This window comes from Rathayibacter sp. AY1F8, from assembly GCF_002932165.1.
GTDB lineage: Bacteria > Actinomycetota > Actinomycetes > Actinomycetales > Microbacteriaceae > Rathayibacter.
Genome location: NZ_PSVB01000001.1, coordinates 77,549 through 91,956, shown reverse-complemented (window position 1 = coordinate 91,956; position 14,408 = coordinate 77,549). Strand labels below are relative to the sequence as shown.

Here is a 14,408-nt window from a genome sequence, read left to right as displayed (position 1 = left end):
TGTTCCTCTCAGCGGGTTGCGGCCAGCGCGGTGTTGATGTCGACGGTGATCCCGCGCTCCGCGAGGCGGTCGAGGGTGGCGGGCTCCTTCGCGATCTGCTGCCAGCCCTCGGGCGAGATGACGACCGCGGGATCCCCGTCCGCGTCGTTGAAGACGACACAGGTGCGCGAGTCGAGAACGGCCCCGGTGCGCGGGCAGAGGATGTTCTTGCTGACGAGGTAGGTGACCGTCTGGTCACGGAGGATCGCTTCGAGGGTGTCCATGTGTGTTGCTCCTGCTCCTGGCTGATCGTTTTTCTTTGCCTCTCCGGCGGGGAAAACCGTTTGAGTGGAGCCGGCGGAGTGACACCGATCACGGGCGAAATAAGCCCGTAGGGCGCGTCCGGGATCGGTGGCACGCAGCCGGTGGAGCGAAATAGGTTGGAACCGCGGAGAGGTGAAGAAAACGGATGGAACGGGCCGCATCGCGGCCTCCCATTGGCGGTGCTCCGTCGCCGCTGCGCGAGTGCAGCTCGCGCCCCGGAACGGGACACCGGGGAGCGTGAGGGGGTCGCCCCTCACGGGCCGGCGCCGCCGGCCCCCACGCTCGAGCGGGTCGTGTCAGCGTCGGATGCGACGATGGAGGCATGTGGGAACTGGCACACCGGACGCGCGCGGAATCGGCATCAACGGTGGTGCGCAGCAACGCGGCGACGAGCGCCCCGGCGATCCCGGAAGTGCGCGCAGCGATCCCGGAGGATCACGTCATCCTCTACGTGCTCCGCGTCGAGAACTGCTGGGAGTAGAACCCACCGGGATTCGCTCGGAACCACTAGCGTTGCGATCAGTTCCGGAAAGCGATGGTCTCGTGATGGCAAACGTGTTGAAGTTCGTCGGAAAGGCATTCGTGATCGTCTTCCGCCTTCTGGGCGCGGCGGTGTCCGCGGGACTCGCCGCTCTGGGCGTGGGCAGCTTCCAGCAGCCCAACCCCGGACCGCCTCCGTCCTCTACGGAGAACCGCGAATATAGGCCGTAGAACGGCGAACTCTGCGGCGGATGGCGGAGTATCTCGGAGGACCGAGTCCTACTCAGCCGCGGAGGCCGCGCGGCGGCGGGGTGCGCGTTGGGTGGTCGTGGTGACGACGGCGGTTGCGCGGGTGAGGTTGGGGCCGATGGCGTCGGCTTCGAGGACGCGGCCGGTGCGGCGGTTCTCTCCTTCTCCCCAGGCGACGGTGCGCTCGTAGCCGACGACGATCACGGCGTCTCCCTTGTGGAGGGAGGCGAGGACGTGCTCGCCGAGTTCGAACTTCGCTTCCACGTAATGCGTGGTCGGGGCGTCGTGCGGGGTCCACTCCCCCGCGCGGTATTCGCCGGTGTTCTCGATGACGCGCAGCTTCACGATCTGCACGCGGCCCGCCTGCACGGCCTCGGGGTCGGCGGCGAGGTTGCCGGTGATGGTCCTGGTGCTCATCTGTCGTCTCCGTAAGTTTGGTGGCGGCCCGAGGGGGCCGGATGTGGCTTATCTGTCGTCGCCGATCGTGTGGCTCAGCAGGAGTGGCCGTCCGGTCCTCTGGGGTGCCCCTGGCCGCTAATTGAGATGTGCGTTTCGGTCGCTGTTTACGGAGATGACGGTTGGGTGCTCCTCGGGCTTACACGAGGCAGATCACGACTGAGGAGGACGGGTTGAACGATCGACAAGCTCACATCTGGGTGGGCATCGATGCAGGAAAGGCGCATCACTGGGTGACAGCGATCGACGACCAGGGCGCGATGCTCTGGTCGCGCAAGGTCAGCAACGACGAAAGTGCGATCCTCGACCCGCTCGCCGAAGTGCTTACTCTCGGCGAGAACTTCACCTGGGCAGTCGACATCGTCGGCACCACGTCTGCGCTGCTTCTCGCGCTGCTCGCAAGCCACGGACAGTCCGCGCTGTACGTCCCCGGACGGATCGTCAACCGGATGGCCGGCGCATACCGAGGCGAAGCGAAGACGGACGCCCGCGACGCCTACGTGATCGCCGAGACGGCGCGGCACCGGCACGACCTGACCCCAATCAGGCTGCCGGTCGAGATCATTGCCGACCTCAAGCTCCTGATCGCACATCGCGGCGATCTCGTCGCTGATCGCGTCCGCATGCTCAACCGGCTCCGCGACGTCCTGACCGGCATCTTCCCCCGCCTCGACCGCGCGTTCGACTACGCCAAACACAAGGGCGCTCTCACCCTCCTCACCGGCTACCAGACGCCCACCGCGCTTCGCCGGATGGGGCAGGTGCGCCTGACGAAGTGGCTGGCTCGCCGCGGCGTGCAAGGCGCGCCGGCGGTCGCGGAGGCTGCTCTCGAGGCCGCGAGCGGACAACAGACGCAAATCGGGAACGAGACGATCGCGGCGCAGATCATCGCCGACATCGCAACGCAGATCCTCGCCCTCGACAAGCGTCTCCGAACGCTGGAGAACCAGATCACCACGATGTTTCACGCGCACCCGCAGGCCGAGATCATCGAATCGATGCCCGGGATGGGTCCGATCCTCGGAGCCGAATTCCTCGCCGCAGCCGGGCCACTCGACAACTACGCCGACGACGGCCACCTCGCCGCAGCGGCCGGGCTCATACCCGTTCCGCGCGACTCCGGACGCCGGACCGGGAACATGCACCGGCCGAAGCGGTACAACCGACATCTGCGCCGCTCGCTCTACCTCTCAGCGCAGACCTCCGTCATCCGCGAAGGACCAAACCGCGACCTTTACCTCAAGAAACGTAGCGAAGGGTACAAGCACACGCAGGCGCTCCTCGCTCTCTCCCGACGACGCGTGAGCGTGCTTTGGGCCCTGCTGCGCGACAACCGCACGTTCACCCCGGCGCCTCCGATTCGCTCTGCACAGATGAGCTGAACCGAGGTGATGAGCACTACGCCTCGTCAAACCCGATCGCCGCTTCGAGCGCCCACTGACCGATCCCCGTATCTAACGGTTCCTGCGATCGCTCCGTGTCGCCGTCGGCAACGTGTGGCTCCACGGCGGCCCCTGACAGCGTTCTCCCACCACTGCACGGCGAACGGCGGACTAAAGATCTGGCGTCAGCGGGCGAAGGTGCGCCCGTAGACCGCCACGTCCAGTCGTTTGTCCCCTAGAGGCAGCGCGCTGGTGAGGACGCCTTCCCGGGTGAACCCGAGCCGCTCAGCAACGCGCCAGCTGCGCACGTTCTCGACCGCCGTTCGTATCTCGACTCGACGGATTCCGCGGGCTGGGACCTCAGTCAGCAGCGCGGTGCAGGCGCGAGTCACGGCACCGCGACCCTCGGTGGCGGCGTCGATCCAGTACCCGAGTTCCGCTGTCTGCGTGTAGGAGTTCATTCGAAGAGACGCTGAACCGATGATGGAATCGCCCGACATGATGACGGTCGGCAACACGGATTCTGCGATGAAGTCCGACAGCTGAGCACGAGTGAAGGCAGCAGTGCCATCGAGAGTTTGGTCGTAGAAGGCCCATGGCTCCCACTGCCTTAGACGCTCAAGATTGGCCACCGTCAGAGCGTGCATCTCCTCGACGGTGTCGAGGGTGCGTAGCGCGAGTCGGAATCCATCGCCGAGTTCGTGAGTGAAACGCATGCAATCAGCATCTCGTACACGGGCTGGTCCGTGCAGGAGCCCGGTCCTCCAAGGCTCGACAACCAGTCCCCTATCGGGACGATCGAGATAGGCGCGCTGTGGGACGGCCCCGGCCACGACCCCCTCGGAGGTCCCCGTCGACGCTCAAACGAAAGTAGGGCGCCTTGACGTCGTCATTGAGACTCCTGCTCGTGCGGTTGGTGGGTCCCGTCGGCGTCGACGGGTTCTCGTTCGCGGCCTCGGCCGCGGGGGTGTCGGCGGGGGGTGTCTCGATGCCCCAGGACGCCAGAGCGTCGCGGCGGGTGACCTCGACCGGCGGCTCGGACAGCGCTCTGCGCTGTTCGAGCTCGGCGCGTGTGACGGTGAGGTCCTGGACGCGGCACTCGTCGCCGTAGGCGAGGCGGTAGAGCCGGTCGGCCTCGTTCTCCAGCCAGTCGACTTCGCCTTGCCGGTCGGCTTGTCCGGCGAGGTACCCGGCCCGGTAGTCGTCACCGGTGATGTTCGGGCCGGTCATGCGGCGTGCTTCTCGATGAGGTCGGGGCGGAACCCCGACCAGTGGTCCTGGTCGCTCGCGACGACCACGGGGGCGGCGGAGTAGCCCAGCTCCTCCGTGACGTACGCGAGCGCTGCGGGGTTGGTGGTGATGTCGACGGTGGTGTACTCGATGCCCTTCTTCTCGAGCACCCGGTAGGTCATGGTGCACTGCACGCATGACGGTTTCGATTAGACGGTGAGCATCAGTCGTCCCACCGGTCGCCGCGGTGCGGGTCGTGCTCGTCGTTGACCGGGGACCAGGCGTGCAGCTCGGCCCACTTCTCGGCGGCGTCGGTGTGTCCGGTCTGGGTAAGGATTCTCAATCAGATTTGTCAAGCCAGCGGGGGTGGTCTGGCTCGCTTGTTCTTCCTTCTCTCCCAGCGTTTTTTTGCCTGGAAGGCACGTAGTGCCGAGCAGGGTCGGAGGTGGGAGCGCAACCCGGAGGGAGGCGGAGGAGAGGTTGTCGGCGCGATGGGAGGGAGCGCAGCGACCGCGTGTCGAGAACCTCGGAGGAGCCGGCCGCGCAGCGGCTTGCGTGGACGCCGGAGGCCCGTACGCTGCCGAAGGCTTCCAGGCAAAAACTGCGCGCAGCGCACAACACCGCGCCGACTGCAGGTCGGCGTCCATGTCGGTGCCCGCGTCCGAGATCGTCTGCGCACCAGGGGCGTGCTGCTCCATCGGGCCGCACGTGCTGCCTTTGTATGCAGTGCGTACCGCTGAGAAGCCGCATATCTCCGCGGAGTAGGCCGGTTCCGCCGCGCCACGGGTGCGAGCATGACCGTAGGAGGCCTGGATGCGTGACGCGGTGATGGTCGTCGAAGACGACGTCGAGATGGGCGAGCTCATCAAGCGGGGCCTCACCGGCGACGGCTACGACGTCGACCTGTTCTCGAACGGGGTCGACGCGCTCAATTCGGCGCGCGAAGCGGACTACTCCGCGGCGATCCTCGACGTGATGCTCCCGGGGATGAGTGGCTTCGAGATCTGCCGGCACCTGCGCGCGAGCGGTGCCACGCTCCCGGTGATCATGCTCACCGCCCGCGACGCCCTGCAGGACCGCGTGTTCGGCCTCGACGCGGGCGCCGACGACTACCTCGCGAAACCGTTCCACTTCGAGGAGCTCTCCGCCCGCCTCCGAGCGATGATCCGCAGAGAGCACCTCACGAACCGGGCACCGGTCGTGCTGGGAAATCTGCGCGTCGACCCCTACGCGCACGCCGCGACGGTCGACGGCGCCGTCCTGCCTCTGAGCCCCAAGGAGTTCGGCGTCCTCCGCGCGCTCGCGGCGCGCGCCGGGGACTTCGTGCCGCGGGAGGAGATCCTGCTCGAGGTGTGGGGGTCGGCGGAGTTCGTGGACCACAACATCGCGGAGCAGTACATCAGCTACCTCCGCCGCAAGCTGGCCGCGGGCGGGGCGTCGGTCGAGATCCTCACCCGACGGGGTGCGGGCTATCGCCTCGGGGTGACGCCGTGAGCTGGCGGTCCCTGTCGATCCGGGTGCGGATCACGGTGTCGAGCCTGCTGGTCGCGATGCTGTTCTTCGGGATCGTCGCGGTCGTCGTGCGCGAGCAGCTCGATCACATCCTCGATGCCTCCACGATCGAGCTGGTCCGCTCGGGAGCGTCGCAGGCGCTGATCGAGGAGAGCCGCGACACCGCCGAGGCCGTCGTCGGCGGCGTCAGCACGACGCTCCTGATCGCCCTCGCGATCCTGTTCGTCGCGTTCGCTGTGACGTCCTGGGTCCTGGTCGGCCTCGCGCTGCGCCCCGTCGGCAGGATGCGCGCGATCGCCGACCGGCTGCGCCAGGGACGCTCCACCGAGCTGCTCCCGGTCGGGCCCGCCCGCGACGAGCTCTCCGACCTCGCCTCGACCCTGAACGCGCTGATCGCGGACCTGCGGGAGTCGGCGGACCGGGAGCGGCGGCTCGTCGCCGACGCGAGCCACGAGCTGCGCACCCCGCTCGCCGCGCTGCGCACCCGGCTCGAGCTCGCTGAGCGGGTCCGCGACGATCCGGCGGCTCTCTACGCCGATGTCGTCGACGCGCGCCGCTCGATCGACCGCCTGCAGTCCCTGACGGACGGGCTGCTGATCCTGTCGAGGATCGACGCGGGCATCGCTACCGGCGACGCCTCCTCGGCGGCTCTGCGGGAGGAGGTAGCCGACAGCGTCGACCGCGCCCGGATGCTCGCCCGCGAGCGGGACCTCGCGATCGACTTCGTCGCCCCCGCCTCGATCGTCGACGCCCGGTACCCGATCTCCCCGACCGATTTCGGCCGGATCCTGGACAACCTGCTCGCGAACGCCGTCACTGCGACGCCCGACGGCGGCAGCGTCAGCGCGACCCTCGTCGAGCGCGCCGAAGAGATCGTCCTCTCCGTCGACGACGACGGCCCGGGCGTTCCTGACGCGTTCCTCGCGGTCGCGACTGACCGTTTCACCCGCCCGGATGCCGCCCGCTCCCGCGACGGCGGCGCCGGCCTCGGGCTCGCGATCGTCGCCGGTCTCAGCCGCGCCGCCGGCGGCGAGCTCCGACTCCGCAACCGCGCCCCCCACGGCCTCGGTGTCGACGTCCGCATCCCCGCGACGCAGCCCCACCCGACCTCTCGCAAGGAGAACCGATGATCGACCCCCAATCCCTCCTCGACGGCGCCGGCCCCTGGGCGATCGCCCTGGTCTGCCTGATCGCCTTCGTCGAGACGGGCCTGCTGATCGGGTTCTTCCTCCCCGGTGACACCCTCCTCTTCTTCACCGGTGTCTTCGTCGCGACCGGCGTGATCTCCCTGCCGGTGCCGCTGGTGATCCTGATGGTCGCCGCCGCCGCGTTCCTCGGCGACCAGCTCGGGTTCGTCATCGGCCGCGCGAGCGGGCCGCGGATCTTCGAGCGCAAGGACAGCGGGCTCTTCAGCCGCTCGAGCGTCGCCCGCACTCAGTCGTTCTTCGACCGGTTCGGCGGCTGGGCGGTCACCATCGCCCGCTTCGTGCCGGTCGTGCGCACCTTCGCCCCCGTCGCCGCCGGCGTCGGGAAGATGCACTACGGCCACTTCGTCGGCTTCAACGCCCTCGGCGCCGCCGTCTGGTCCACCGGCGTGATCCTCCTCGGCTTCTTCCTCGGGCAGATCCCCGGCGTCGCGGACTTCGTGGGGAAGTACATCGACATCGTCCTCGTCGGCATCGTCGTTCTCAGCCTCGCCGGCATCGCCCTCACCTACTGGCGGCAGAAGAACCGCGCCGGACGCGACGCCTGAGCCCAGCGCTCAGGGGGTCGCCGTGACGGCCGCGCGCGGTCGGCGGAGCGCGATCACCGCGACCAGCAGCAGGAACACCGCGAGGGCCGCGAGCGTGACCGGGCCGGTGCCCAGGCCCAGGCCCTTCCGGTCGACCGGATCCGCGAGCCAGTCGCAGACCGAGGCGCCGAGCGGTCGCGTGACGACGTAGGCGGCCCAGAACGCGAGGACCGCGTTCCGCCCCGTGAACCGGTGCGCGAGCGCCGGCACCGCGATGACCGCCGCGAACAGGACCGCGGACGGCAGGTAGCCGAACCCGAGCGTCGACGCGGTCAGATCGCCCGCGGCCGTGCCGAGCGCGAAGGTCCCGGAGACGGCGAGCCAGTAGAACGCGGCCCGGCGCGGCGTCGTGATCGAGTGGATCGACAGCGTCCGCTCCACCCGCCACCACACGACGAAGACCGCCGCGAGAGCCAGCGCGAACCCGAGAGTGGAGACGAGATACGGGACCCCGGCGACCACGTGCAGCACGTCGGCGGCCATCGTGCCGAAGACACTCACCATCAGCACGGCCAGCCAGTACACCCACGGGATGTACCGGCGGACCGCGAACTGCAGCCCGAGGGCCGCGAGGAACGCGAGCCCGGTCGCGCCGACCACGATCACCGGGTCGAACGCGGTCGCGAGGAAGTCCGACGCCGTCTCGCCCATCCCCGTCGTCAGCACCTTGAGGATCCAGAACAGCGCCGTCGCCTCGGGCACCGTCGAGGCGGCGTACCGGCCGGCGACGAGATGTGAGCGGATCCGAGGGAGCGGAGGGCGGCGCTGATCGGTGAGGTGCATCATGCCGCCATGCTCGGGCAGCCTGCGGTACCCGGGGCTGGGGGCTTCGCCGGGTCCGTTGAACAAGCGCACAGCGACCCGCTCACCGGCAGCGCTGCCCGCTGCCTTCCGCCGTCATCTGGTCGGACGGTGCCCGGAGAAGCGCCGCCAACGGAACGACGGTGATACAGCACGTTCGGTGTGCAGCCTGACCGCGAGCGGCGCCCAGACGATCAACGCCACCCCGGCGCCCAGGAGCAGCCCGCCGACGGTGTCGGAGATCCAGTGCGCACCGAGGTAGGTGCGGCTGAGCATCATCGCCACCGTGTAAAGGGCTCCGGCGATGCGGACCCACCACAGCGGGAAGACGATCGCGAGGACCATCGCGGTCGTGGCGGCGTTCGCGCTGTGGCCGGAGGGGAACGAGCCGAAGTCGGCGTTCACGAGGATCTCCAGCGGCCGCGGACGACCGACAGCGTTCTTGAGGATCTGCACCAGCAGCCCGCTCAGCGGCGCGGCGATCGCGAAGTACGTCGCCGCCCACCGACCCCGCCAGACCAGCAGCCCCACGAACACGACGAGCGGAATCACGATCGTGCCGACGATCCCGCCGCCGAGGCTGTTCATCACCAGCGACGGCACCAACCAGAACGTCGACCGGTGCTCGATGATCTCGTTCATCCAGGCGGTGTCGAACCCGAACGGCTTGTCGTGCTCCCGGTAGAAGATCAGCGCGGCCAGAAGTCCCGTGAGCAGCACCGCGAGGCCCGCCGAGATCAGCGGCCAGCGTCGCGCCGCCCGATAGGCGATCGCACCATCGGCCAGGGGTCCGCTGTTCGGCATCAGTTCCGTCCTCCTCGCTCGGCGCGCAGCACGCCGGAGGAGTCCACGCTACGAATGCGCGGGCTCCGGGTGCGGAGGATTCCCCCGCATCCGTTGTGAAAGCACAGAACCTGAGCCCATCGGCTCGGTACCGACCTGGTCGAACCGCGGAGCTTCGGGTCGTTGTGAGCAAACACAACGCAGCACGGCGCATCCCGAGCCGCCGCCCACGTCCCGGCTGGGACTCTGCGGGCATGGACATCTCAACGACGGCAGCACCGTCCCGCGGCCGGCGGCTGCTCAGCAAGGTCCCCGAGGTCACGATCTGGTTCTGGATAATCAAGATCCTCTGCACCACGGTCGGTGAGAGCTTCGCCGACTGGATCAACATGGTCCTCGGCGTCGGCCTCATCGCGACGGCTGTGATCTTCATCATCGTCACCGCGGTCGTGCTCGCCGTGCAGATGCGGCTGCGACGCTACGTGCCCGCCGCGTACTGGCTGACTGTCGTGGTGATGAGCGTCACCGGCACCCTGCTCACCGACATCCTCACCGACCAGCTCGGAGTGCCTCTCTGGGCCAGCTCCCTCGTCTTCTCGCTGCTGCTCGTGATCGTGTTCGGCGTCTGGTATTCGAAGGAGCGCACCCTCTCGATCCACAGCATCGACACCACCCCGCGGGAGGCGTTCTATTGGGTCACCGTCCTGGTCACCTTCGCGCTCGGCACCGCCCTCGGCGACTGGACTCTCGAGCTCACCGGCTGGGGCCCTGGCGTCTCAATCCTCCTGCCCCTCACGCTGCTCGCGATCGTCACCGGCCTCTGGCGCTACGGCGCGAACCCGGTCCTCGCGTTCTGGATCGCCTACATCCTCACCCGCCCCCTCGGCGCCAATATCGGCGACTGGCTCGGCCTGTCCCCCGACGAGCAGGGCCTCGGGCTCGGCACCTTCGTCACCAGCATCATCTTCCTGCTCGCGATCCTCGCCACCGTCGTCTACCTCTCCCTCAGCAAGGCCGATGTCGACAAGGGCGCATCCGAGCACTACACCACGCCAGTCGCCCGCGAACGCCGTTCACTCGTCGCCTTCGCGGTCCTCGCCGTCGCCGTCGTCGGGCTGCTCGCCTTCACCAACAGCCAGCCGCACACCAGTCCGGCACCGGAAGGCGCAGCCCCGGCCTGCGATGCGTCGGGAACGCTGTCCGCAGCTGACGCGAAGGCATCCGTTCAGACCGACTTCCCCTCCGCCGACGTGCAGAACTTCCAGACGATCACCGCCGACACCCTCGCCCTCGTCACCAGCGGCGATCAGGCCGGCGCGAAAGCCCGCGCCACCGACCTTGAGACCGCCTGGGACGACGCGGAGCCCGCACTGAGCGCCGCGAACTGCCAGACGTGGACCTACGTCGACCAGCAGATCGACCCCGTTCTCTCCTCCGTCCGCGCCGGCAGCCCCGACCCGGTTGTCGAGAAGACGAGCATCCAGGACCTGCTGACCACTCTCGCCGGACGCTGACATGAGGCGTCAAGGTCTTCTTTTGCGACCCGAATCTGGCCTCCTCCGACCAATTGATCACTGCCGCCCTGCCCTGCCGCCGCCGCAGCGGCATCAGCGCGACTCAACACATCGATCGGAACCGGTCGGTGACAAATCGGTCCGCTACTGAACCCATGCTCGAGCTCGTAGACGCACTCCGAGCACACGGGGCTGCCGACCAGGCCGGCGTCCGCGAGGTGCTCCACCCAGGGGTGCGAGCACTCACCACAGACCTCAGCGAGCAGAACCCGGAACCGGGCGCGGCGCGAACGGCGAGCGTCAGCTCGCCGGCGCCACTGCGAGAGACCGACCATCACGTGAGCGTAGCGAGCGCGCCACCAAGCAATCGCGCGCTTCGCCTCATCCGCATCGCCTCTGGCGTCCCGTTTGGGGATTCCCATACGGACGGTAACTAAGGATCTATCCGGCGGTGATCAGCTCGCCGGGCGCACCGAGAGACGCGAGGTCGACATCGCCCTGTGACGTCAGGAGCTCTCCGCTGATCCCGTCGTAGACGGCGGTGAAGACGTCCACCCGATGGAGGTCGAAGCCATAGGGCACGTCTGTTCTCTCCGCGGGCGCGTGCACGGTCAGCGCCCAGACCGGCTCGTCCTGTGCGACCCAGTAGTGGTCCGCGAGAGCGGGGTCATAAGCGGCGAGCTCCTCGTACGTGGTTCCGACCGCGTAGATCGGGTACTGCTTCTTCTCCTCCGCACTGAGCGTCGAGAGCTGGACTCCGGTGCCGTTGGCCAGGTCGAGCGCCGGGTTCGTCAGCTGCTGGACGTCGATGATCGGCCCCTCAGAGGCGGCGGTGGCGATGGGAGTGCCCGGTGGGCCCTCCGTCGGGACGGTGGGTGTCAGGGACTCCGTCATCTCTGTTGGTTCGGCAGGCGTCTCGGTGGAGATGGGGGTCGTGCTGGCGGTGGCGTCGATGGTGACGGGGCCGGAGCGGATGCGCATCGTCGTGGAGGTCTGGGTGAGGCTGACGTCCTCGGCGCCCAGCACGTCCATGAGCCACTGCTCTCGTTCGTCGGCGGCGTCGAGGCAGCCGACGTACGTCGTCGCGGGGCCTCCGGTGACCACCCATACGGAGGTCTGCAGGCCGGCGGACTGGAGGTCGTAGGTGAGCGTGTTGCAGGGACCGTCGACGCTGAGCTGCGACCGGCCGTCGGTGCCGGTGATGCGAAGGCTGACGGGGTGATCGAGCAGCCATCCGCCCGATCCCTGGTCACCGACGACCGAAGTGGTCTCGTAGACGAGCCTGGTCGCGACTTCGGCGCCGAGCAGTTCACCCGGCACCTGCGACGTCGGTGGGGAACCGGGGCTGCCGGCACTCGTCGCGCATCCACTGACGAGGAGCGCCGCGGAGAGGCAGAGGATGGTGAGGGCGAGGGTTCTCGTGCGTCTGAAGGTCACTGGTCGACTCCGGTCCGGGTCGTGGGCGGGTTGGTGCAGTCGACTGTGGTGGGCAGTCCCGTGAAGATCTCGATCCGGCCGCCCTCCTGGCACACCTGGGTTCCTGCGAGGGAGAACAAGTCGGCGTCCGTTCCGTCTCCGTTGGTGCCCGCGAGCGCAGCACACGCCGCTGCGAGCGACGCCGTGGACTGCTTCGCGGGCGTCTGGATCTCGCCCGACAGAGCGACGCCCTGCCCGTCCTGTTCCCAGCAGGTGACGGGCGCTGCGACCGGAGTGCCGCGCTCCGTCGTCACCGCCGACAGGACTGCCGCGCTGAGGACCGCGCCCGCGACACCGGCAATTGTCACCGCCGCGGCGTGGCCGAGACGTCGGCGGCGGCGGATGCGGTGCGCGAGGCGTGCGCTGATGCGCTCGAGCTGCTCGTCGCTCAGGTCAGGATCGTCCATGGTCTTCTGTCCGTTCCGTCAGGGTTCTCGCCAGTGATGTCCGCACCCGCGAGAGGCGGTTGCGGACAGTCCCGTGGGACAGGCCGAGGGAGCGAGCGGCATCGCTGTAGCTGAGGTCGTCCTCGATGCACGCCGTCCAGATCGCCCGGTCCGTCGCGCTCATCTGCTCGACCAGACGCCGCACGTCGAGCAGCCGGTCGCTCGTCTCCGCGTCGACGCCGCGAGAGGCGGTGTCGTCGGAGAGGGGCAGGTGGCGTCGGCGCTGCTCGCGGCGGTTGGTCGAGAAGCTGAGGTTGCGTACCGTGACCAGCAGCCAGGGCAGCACCGACTCCCCCACGATGCGCACGCTCGTGCGGCGCTTCCAGAGCAGGAAGAAGCTCTCCTGAACGACGTCCTCCGCCTGGCCGGCGTCCGCGAGGAAGCTTCCCGCGGCGCGGTAGACCGCGCGGCCGTGCATCCGGAAGAGAACGTCCAGCGCCGACGGGTCACCGCCGCGAAGACGATCTACCAGCGTCGCCTCAGCAGCACCGACCACCCGACATCACCCCCTCAGTAGTGAATGCCCTCAGAGCACCGTTTCGTCTCAGGCGTCATTAACGAACTTTGTCGGTTCGACAGTGCCACTGTGACCTATCCCCTACCGGACGCGCGCCAGATCATCATCCGCGCGCGACGGTCGGCCTGGCATCGCGCCGCCGTGATCATCGCTCGGGAGTCGAGGGACGGCCTTAAGGCATGTGGGAGGCGATGGCCGCGAGGGCGAAGCCGACGAGTGCGGTCGGCAACGCCAGGATGCACCAGACGATTTCCCACCCGTGGTGAGCATGGGCCCCGCTTGTCGCGCGAATGACGGTGAGGACCCAGACGCTGATAGCGCTGGTGAGGGCGACGATGCCAGCCGCGAGGAGGAAGGCTTTCCCTGCTGCGGCCTCCGCGTCGGTGGGCATCAATCCCATGCCGATTCCTCTCTCGCTGATGGAGAGGTAGGTCAGCACGACGGGCGCGACGATCATCCCGAGGACGGCGATCGCGGCGATCACCGGACTCAGGGGTCCCTTCCGAGCGACGTCAACCACGCGGTGCACACTATCCGCGCGTCGCTAAGCCCCCCCCTGCGAGCGGGCCGCTCGTCGTCCGGCATGGAGACGCCCTGCCGGACGCCCACTGGATCATCCCCATACGGGACGCGCACAAGGCGCTCGGGTTCGCGAGACTGAAGTGATGTCGGGGTTGCTGGTCATCGATCTCGTGTCGTGCGTGATCAGAGCCCGCTGCGGCCGAGCCGCGGCGCACGAGAGGTGACGCGCCCGACGTCGGGAATCAGCGCGCCTCATGATTCACGGCGACCGAGGACAGGACATCAACCGGCCGATCTGCGGCGTCGGCTCAGTGCCCAGACGAGCGCGCCCGCGAGGAGCACCGCGCAGGTCAGCCCGGCGACGTGCAGGACGAGCGAGAGCGTCCCGTTCTCGGGGAGCAGGAAGCCGTAGGGCACCCACCCGTCGGTCGCTCCGCGGACGAGCACGACGACGACCCAGACGATCGGGTAGGGCAGGACCACCCACAGCCGGCGCCAGGAGAGCGGTCCGCGGTCGGCGACGACGATCCAGTCGAGGAGGACGAGCGCGGGGAGCACCACGTGCAGGACGGCGCTGACCCAGGGCGGGGCCGTCCCGGTACCGGGAACGAGGGTGTTGTAGATCACGGCGACGACGATCGAGTAGGCCGTCGCCGCGCCGCGGACGTAGCTCAGCCACACCGGCGTCGGACGGCGGGCGAGCGCGACCGATCCGGCGACGATGAGCACCGCGCTCGCGAGGAGGCTGGTCTGGTTCGTGAAGTAGCCGAAGTAGTCGAACGGATTCGGGTCGCCGGCCGCGATGCTCAGCGCGTAGGTGTGGAGGATCACCGCGACCGCGGCTGCACCGACGGCGATGCGCGCTACACCCACGAATGGGCGGGTCGGTGCCGGGGAACTCATCGGGTCAGCCTAGGAGCCGTAGGGCTTCCTGATGACCCGCAG

16 protein-coding genes and 1 pseudogene are annotated in these 14,408 nt (G+C 68.6%); 5 read left to right on the top strand and 12 right to left on the bottom strand.

All coding sequences use genetic code 11. From position 1 onward, the window contains the following. Positions 1 to 8: 8 nt before the first annotated feature. Positions 9 to 263: a hypothetical protein gene (locus C5C35_RS00455; RefSeq protein ID WP_104223237.1), complete on the bottom strand. Its 255-nt coding sequence runs from the start codon at positions 261 to 263 to the stop codon at positions 9 to 11. 799 nt (positions 264 to 1,062) lie between these two features. Beyond that, positions 1,063 to 1,449 (bottom strand): single-stranded DNA-binding protein, encoded by a 387-nt coding sequence (locus C5C35_RS00450; RefSeq protein ID WP_104226503.1) that lies wholly within the window; start codon positions 1,447 to 1,449, stop codon positions 1,063 to 1,065. Positions 1,450 to 1,661: 212 nt separating this feature from the next. On the opposite strand from C5C35_RS00450, the gene C5C35_RS00445 reads away from it, so the two are divergent. Next, the gene (locus tag C5C35_RS00445) at positions 1,662 to 2,870 is read left to right on the top strand and encodes an IS110 family transposase (protein WP_104226504.1); all 1,209 of its coding nucleotides are present in this window, start codon (positions 1,662 to 1,664) and stop codon (positions 2,868 to 2,870) included. A 185-nt stretch (positions 2,871 to 3,055) separates the two neighbouring features. Here C5C35_RS00445 and C5C35_RS00440 read toward each other — a convergent pair whose 3' ends face one another. From C5C35_RS00440 to nrdH, 3 genes and pseudogenes are all read right to left on the bottom strand, one after another. Next, positions 3,056 to 3,586, bottom strand: a complete 531-nt coding sequence (locus C5C35_RS00440; RefSeq protein ID WP_104247073.1) for a GNAT family N-acetyltransferase — start codon at positions 3,584 to 3,586, stop codon at positions 3,056 to 3,058. A gap of 70 nt (positions 3,587 to 3,656) precedes the next feature. Next, a complete protein-coding gene (locus C5C35_RS00435) occupies positions 3,657 to 4,100 on the bottom strand; it encodes a hypothetical protein (RefSeq protein ID WP_104262272.1) in 444 nt (147 codons plus the stop codon). Beyond that, a pseudogene (gene nrdH / locus C5C35_RS00430) lies at positions 4,097 to 4,309 on the bottom strand (glutaredoxin-like protein NrdH); the annotation flags it as partial. The gene C5C35_RS00435 and the pseudogene nrdH, both read right to left, overlap by 4 nt. Positions 4,310 to 4,913: 604 nt before the next feature. On the opposite strand from nrdH, the gene C5C35_RS00425 reads away from it, so the two are divergent. From C5C35_RS00425 to C5C35_RS00415, 3 genes are read left to right on the top strand one after another with little or no spacing between them, the layout of a single operon-like run. Continuing rightward, complete coding sequence (locus C5C35_RS00425) at positions 4,914 to 5,594, top strand: response regulator transcription factor (protein WP_104223238.1); 681 nt, start codon at positions 4,914 to 4,916, stop codon at positions 5,592 to 5,594. Continuing rightward, positions 5,591 to 6,742, top strand: a complete 1,152-nt coding sequence (locus C5C35_RS00420; RefSeq protein WP_258066389.1) for a HAMP domain-containing sensor histidine kinase — start codon at positions 5,591 to 5,593, stop codon at positions 6,740 to 6,742. The genes C5C35_RS00425 and C5C35_RS00420 overlap by 4 nt, the downstream gene beginning before the upstream one ends. Beyond that, positions 6,739 to 7,365, top strand: coding sequence for a DedA family protein (locus C5C35_RS00415; protein ID WP_104226507.1), 627 nt, complete (start codon positions 6,739 to 6,741; stop codon positions 7,363 to 7,365). Before C5C35_RS00420 ends, C5C35_RS00415 begins: the two co-directional genes overlap by 4 nt. A 9-nt stretch (positions 7,366 to 7,374) precedes the next feature. Here C5C35_RS00415 and C5C35_RS00410 read toward each other — a convergent pair whose 3' ends face one another. After that, the gene (locus tag C5C35_RS00410) at positions 7,375 to 8,190 is read right to left on the bottom strand and encodes a hypothetical protein (RefSeq protein WP_104226508.1); all 816 of its coding nucleotides are present in this window, start codon (positions 8,188 to 8,190) and stop codon (positions 7,375 to 7,377) included. Positions 8,191 to 8,301: 111 nt separating this feature from the next. Beyond that, positions 8,302 to 9,009 (bottom strand): phosphatase PAP2 family protein, encoded by a 708-nt coding sequence (locus C5C35_RS00405; protein ID WP_104247075.1) that lies wholly within the window; start codon positions 9,007 to 9,009, stop codon positions 8,302 to 8,304. Between the two features lie 233 nt (positions 9,010 to 9,242). Here C5C35_RS00405 and C5C35_RS00400 point away from each other — a divergent pair, with 233 nt between their 5' ends. Continuing rightward, entirely contained in the window at positions 9,243 to 10,502 is a 1,260-nt protein-coding gene (locus C5C35_RS00400; protein ID WP_104226509.1) for a hypothetical protein, read from the top strand. A 441-nt stretch (positions 10,503 to 10,943) separates the two neighbouring features. On the opposite strand, the gene C5C35_RS00395 is transcribed toward C5C35_RS00400, so the two are convergent. The 5 genes from C5C35_RS00395 to C5C35_RS00375 form a co-directional block, all read right to left on the bottom strand. Further along, positions 10,944 to 11,822, bottom strand: a complete 879-nt coding sequence (locus tag C5C35_RS00395) for a hypothetical protein (RefSeq protein ID WP_104262271.1) — start codon at positions 11,820 to 11,822, stop codon at positions 10,944 to 10,946. 113 nt (positions 11,823 to 11,935) lie between these two features. Beyond that, positions 11,936 to 12,385: a hypothetical protein gene (locus C5C35_RS00390; RefSeq protein ID WP_104262270.1), complete on the bottom strand. Its 450-nt coding sequence runs from the start codon at positions 12,383 to 12,385 to the stop codon at positions 11,936 to 11,938. Beyond that, complete coding sequence (locus C5C35_RS00385; RefSeq protein ID WP_104297603.1) at positions 12,372 to 12,920, bottom strand: RNA polymerase sigma factor; 549 nt, start codon at positions 12,918 to 12,920, stop codon at positions 12,372 to 12,374. Before C5C35_RS00385 ends, C5C35_RS00390 begins: the two co-directional genes overlap by 14 nt. Before the next feature lie 193 nt (positions 12,921 to 13,113). After that, positions 13,114 to 13,461, bottom strand: coding sequence for a hypothetical protein (locus tag C5C35_RS00380; protein ID WP_146084542.1), 348 nt, complete (start codon positions 13,459 to 13,461; stop codon positions 13,114 to 13,116). A 284-nt stretch (positions 13,462 to 13,745) separates the two neighbouring features. Beyond that, a complete protein-coding gene (locus C5C35_RS00375; protein WP_104262267.1) occupies positions 13,746 to 14,366 on the bottom strand; it encodes a Pr6Pr family membrane protein in 621 nt (206 codons plus the stop codon). Between the last annotated feature and the right edge of the window lie 42 nt (positions 14,367 to 14,408).

Coding starts and splice junctions, on each gene's coding strand:
- C5C35_RS00455 (WP_104223237.1), bottom strand. CDS start 263: ATGGACACCCTCGAAGCGATCCTCCGTGACCAGACGGTCACCTACCTC.
- C5C35_RS00450 (WP_104226503.1), bottom strand. CDS start 1,449: ATGAGCACCAGGACCATCACCGGCAACCTCGCCGCCGACCCCGAGGCC.
- C5C35_RS00440 (WP_104247073.1), bottom strand. CDS start 3,586: ATGCGTTTCACTCACGAACTCGGCGATGGATTCCGACTCGCGCTACGC.
- C5C35_RS00435 (WP_104262272.1), bottom strand. CDS start 4,100: ATGACCGGCCCGAACATCACCGGTGACGACTACCGGGCCGGGTACCTC.
- C5C35_RS00425 (WP_104223238.1), top strand. CDS start 4,914: ATGCGTGACGCGGTGATGGTCGTCGAAGACGACGTCGAGATGGGCGAG.
- C5C35_RS00415 (WP_104226507.1), top strand. CDS start 6,739: ATGATCGACCCCCAATCCCTCCTCGACGGCGCCGGCCCCTGGGCGATC.
- C5C35_RS00410 (WP_104226508.1), bottom strand. CDS start 8,190: ATGATGCACCTCACCGATCAGCGCCGCCCTCCGCTCCCTCGGATCCGC.
- C5C35_RS00405 (WP_104247075.1), bottom strand. CDS start 9,009: ATGCCGAACAGCGGACCCCTGGCCGATGGTGCGATCGCCTATCGGGCG.
- C5C35_RS00400 (WP_104226509.1), top strand. CDS start 9,243: ATGGACATCTCAACGACGGCAGCACCGTCCCGCGGCCGGCGGCTGCTC.
- C5C35_RS00390 (WP_104262270.1), bottom strand. CDS start 12,385: ATGGACGATCCTGACCTGAGCGACGAGCAGCTCGAGCGCATCAGCGCA.
- C5C35_RS00375 (WP_104262267.1), bottom strand. CDS start 14,366: ATGAGTTCCCCGGCACCGACCCGCCCATTCGTGGGTGTAGCGCGCATC.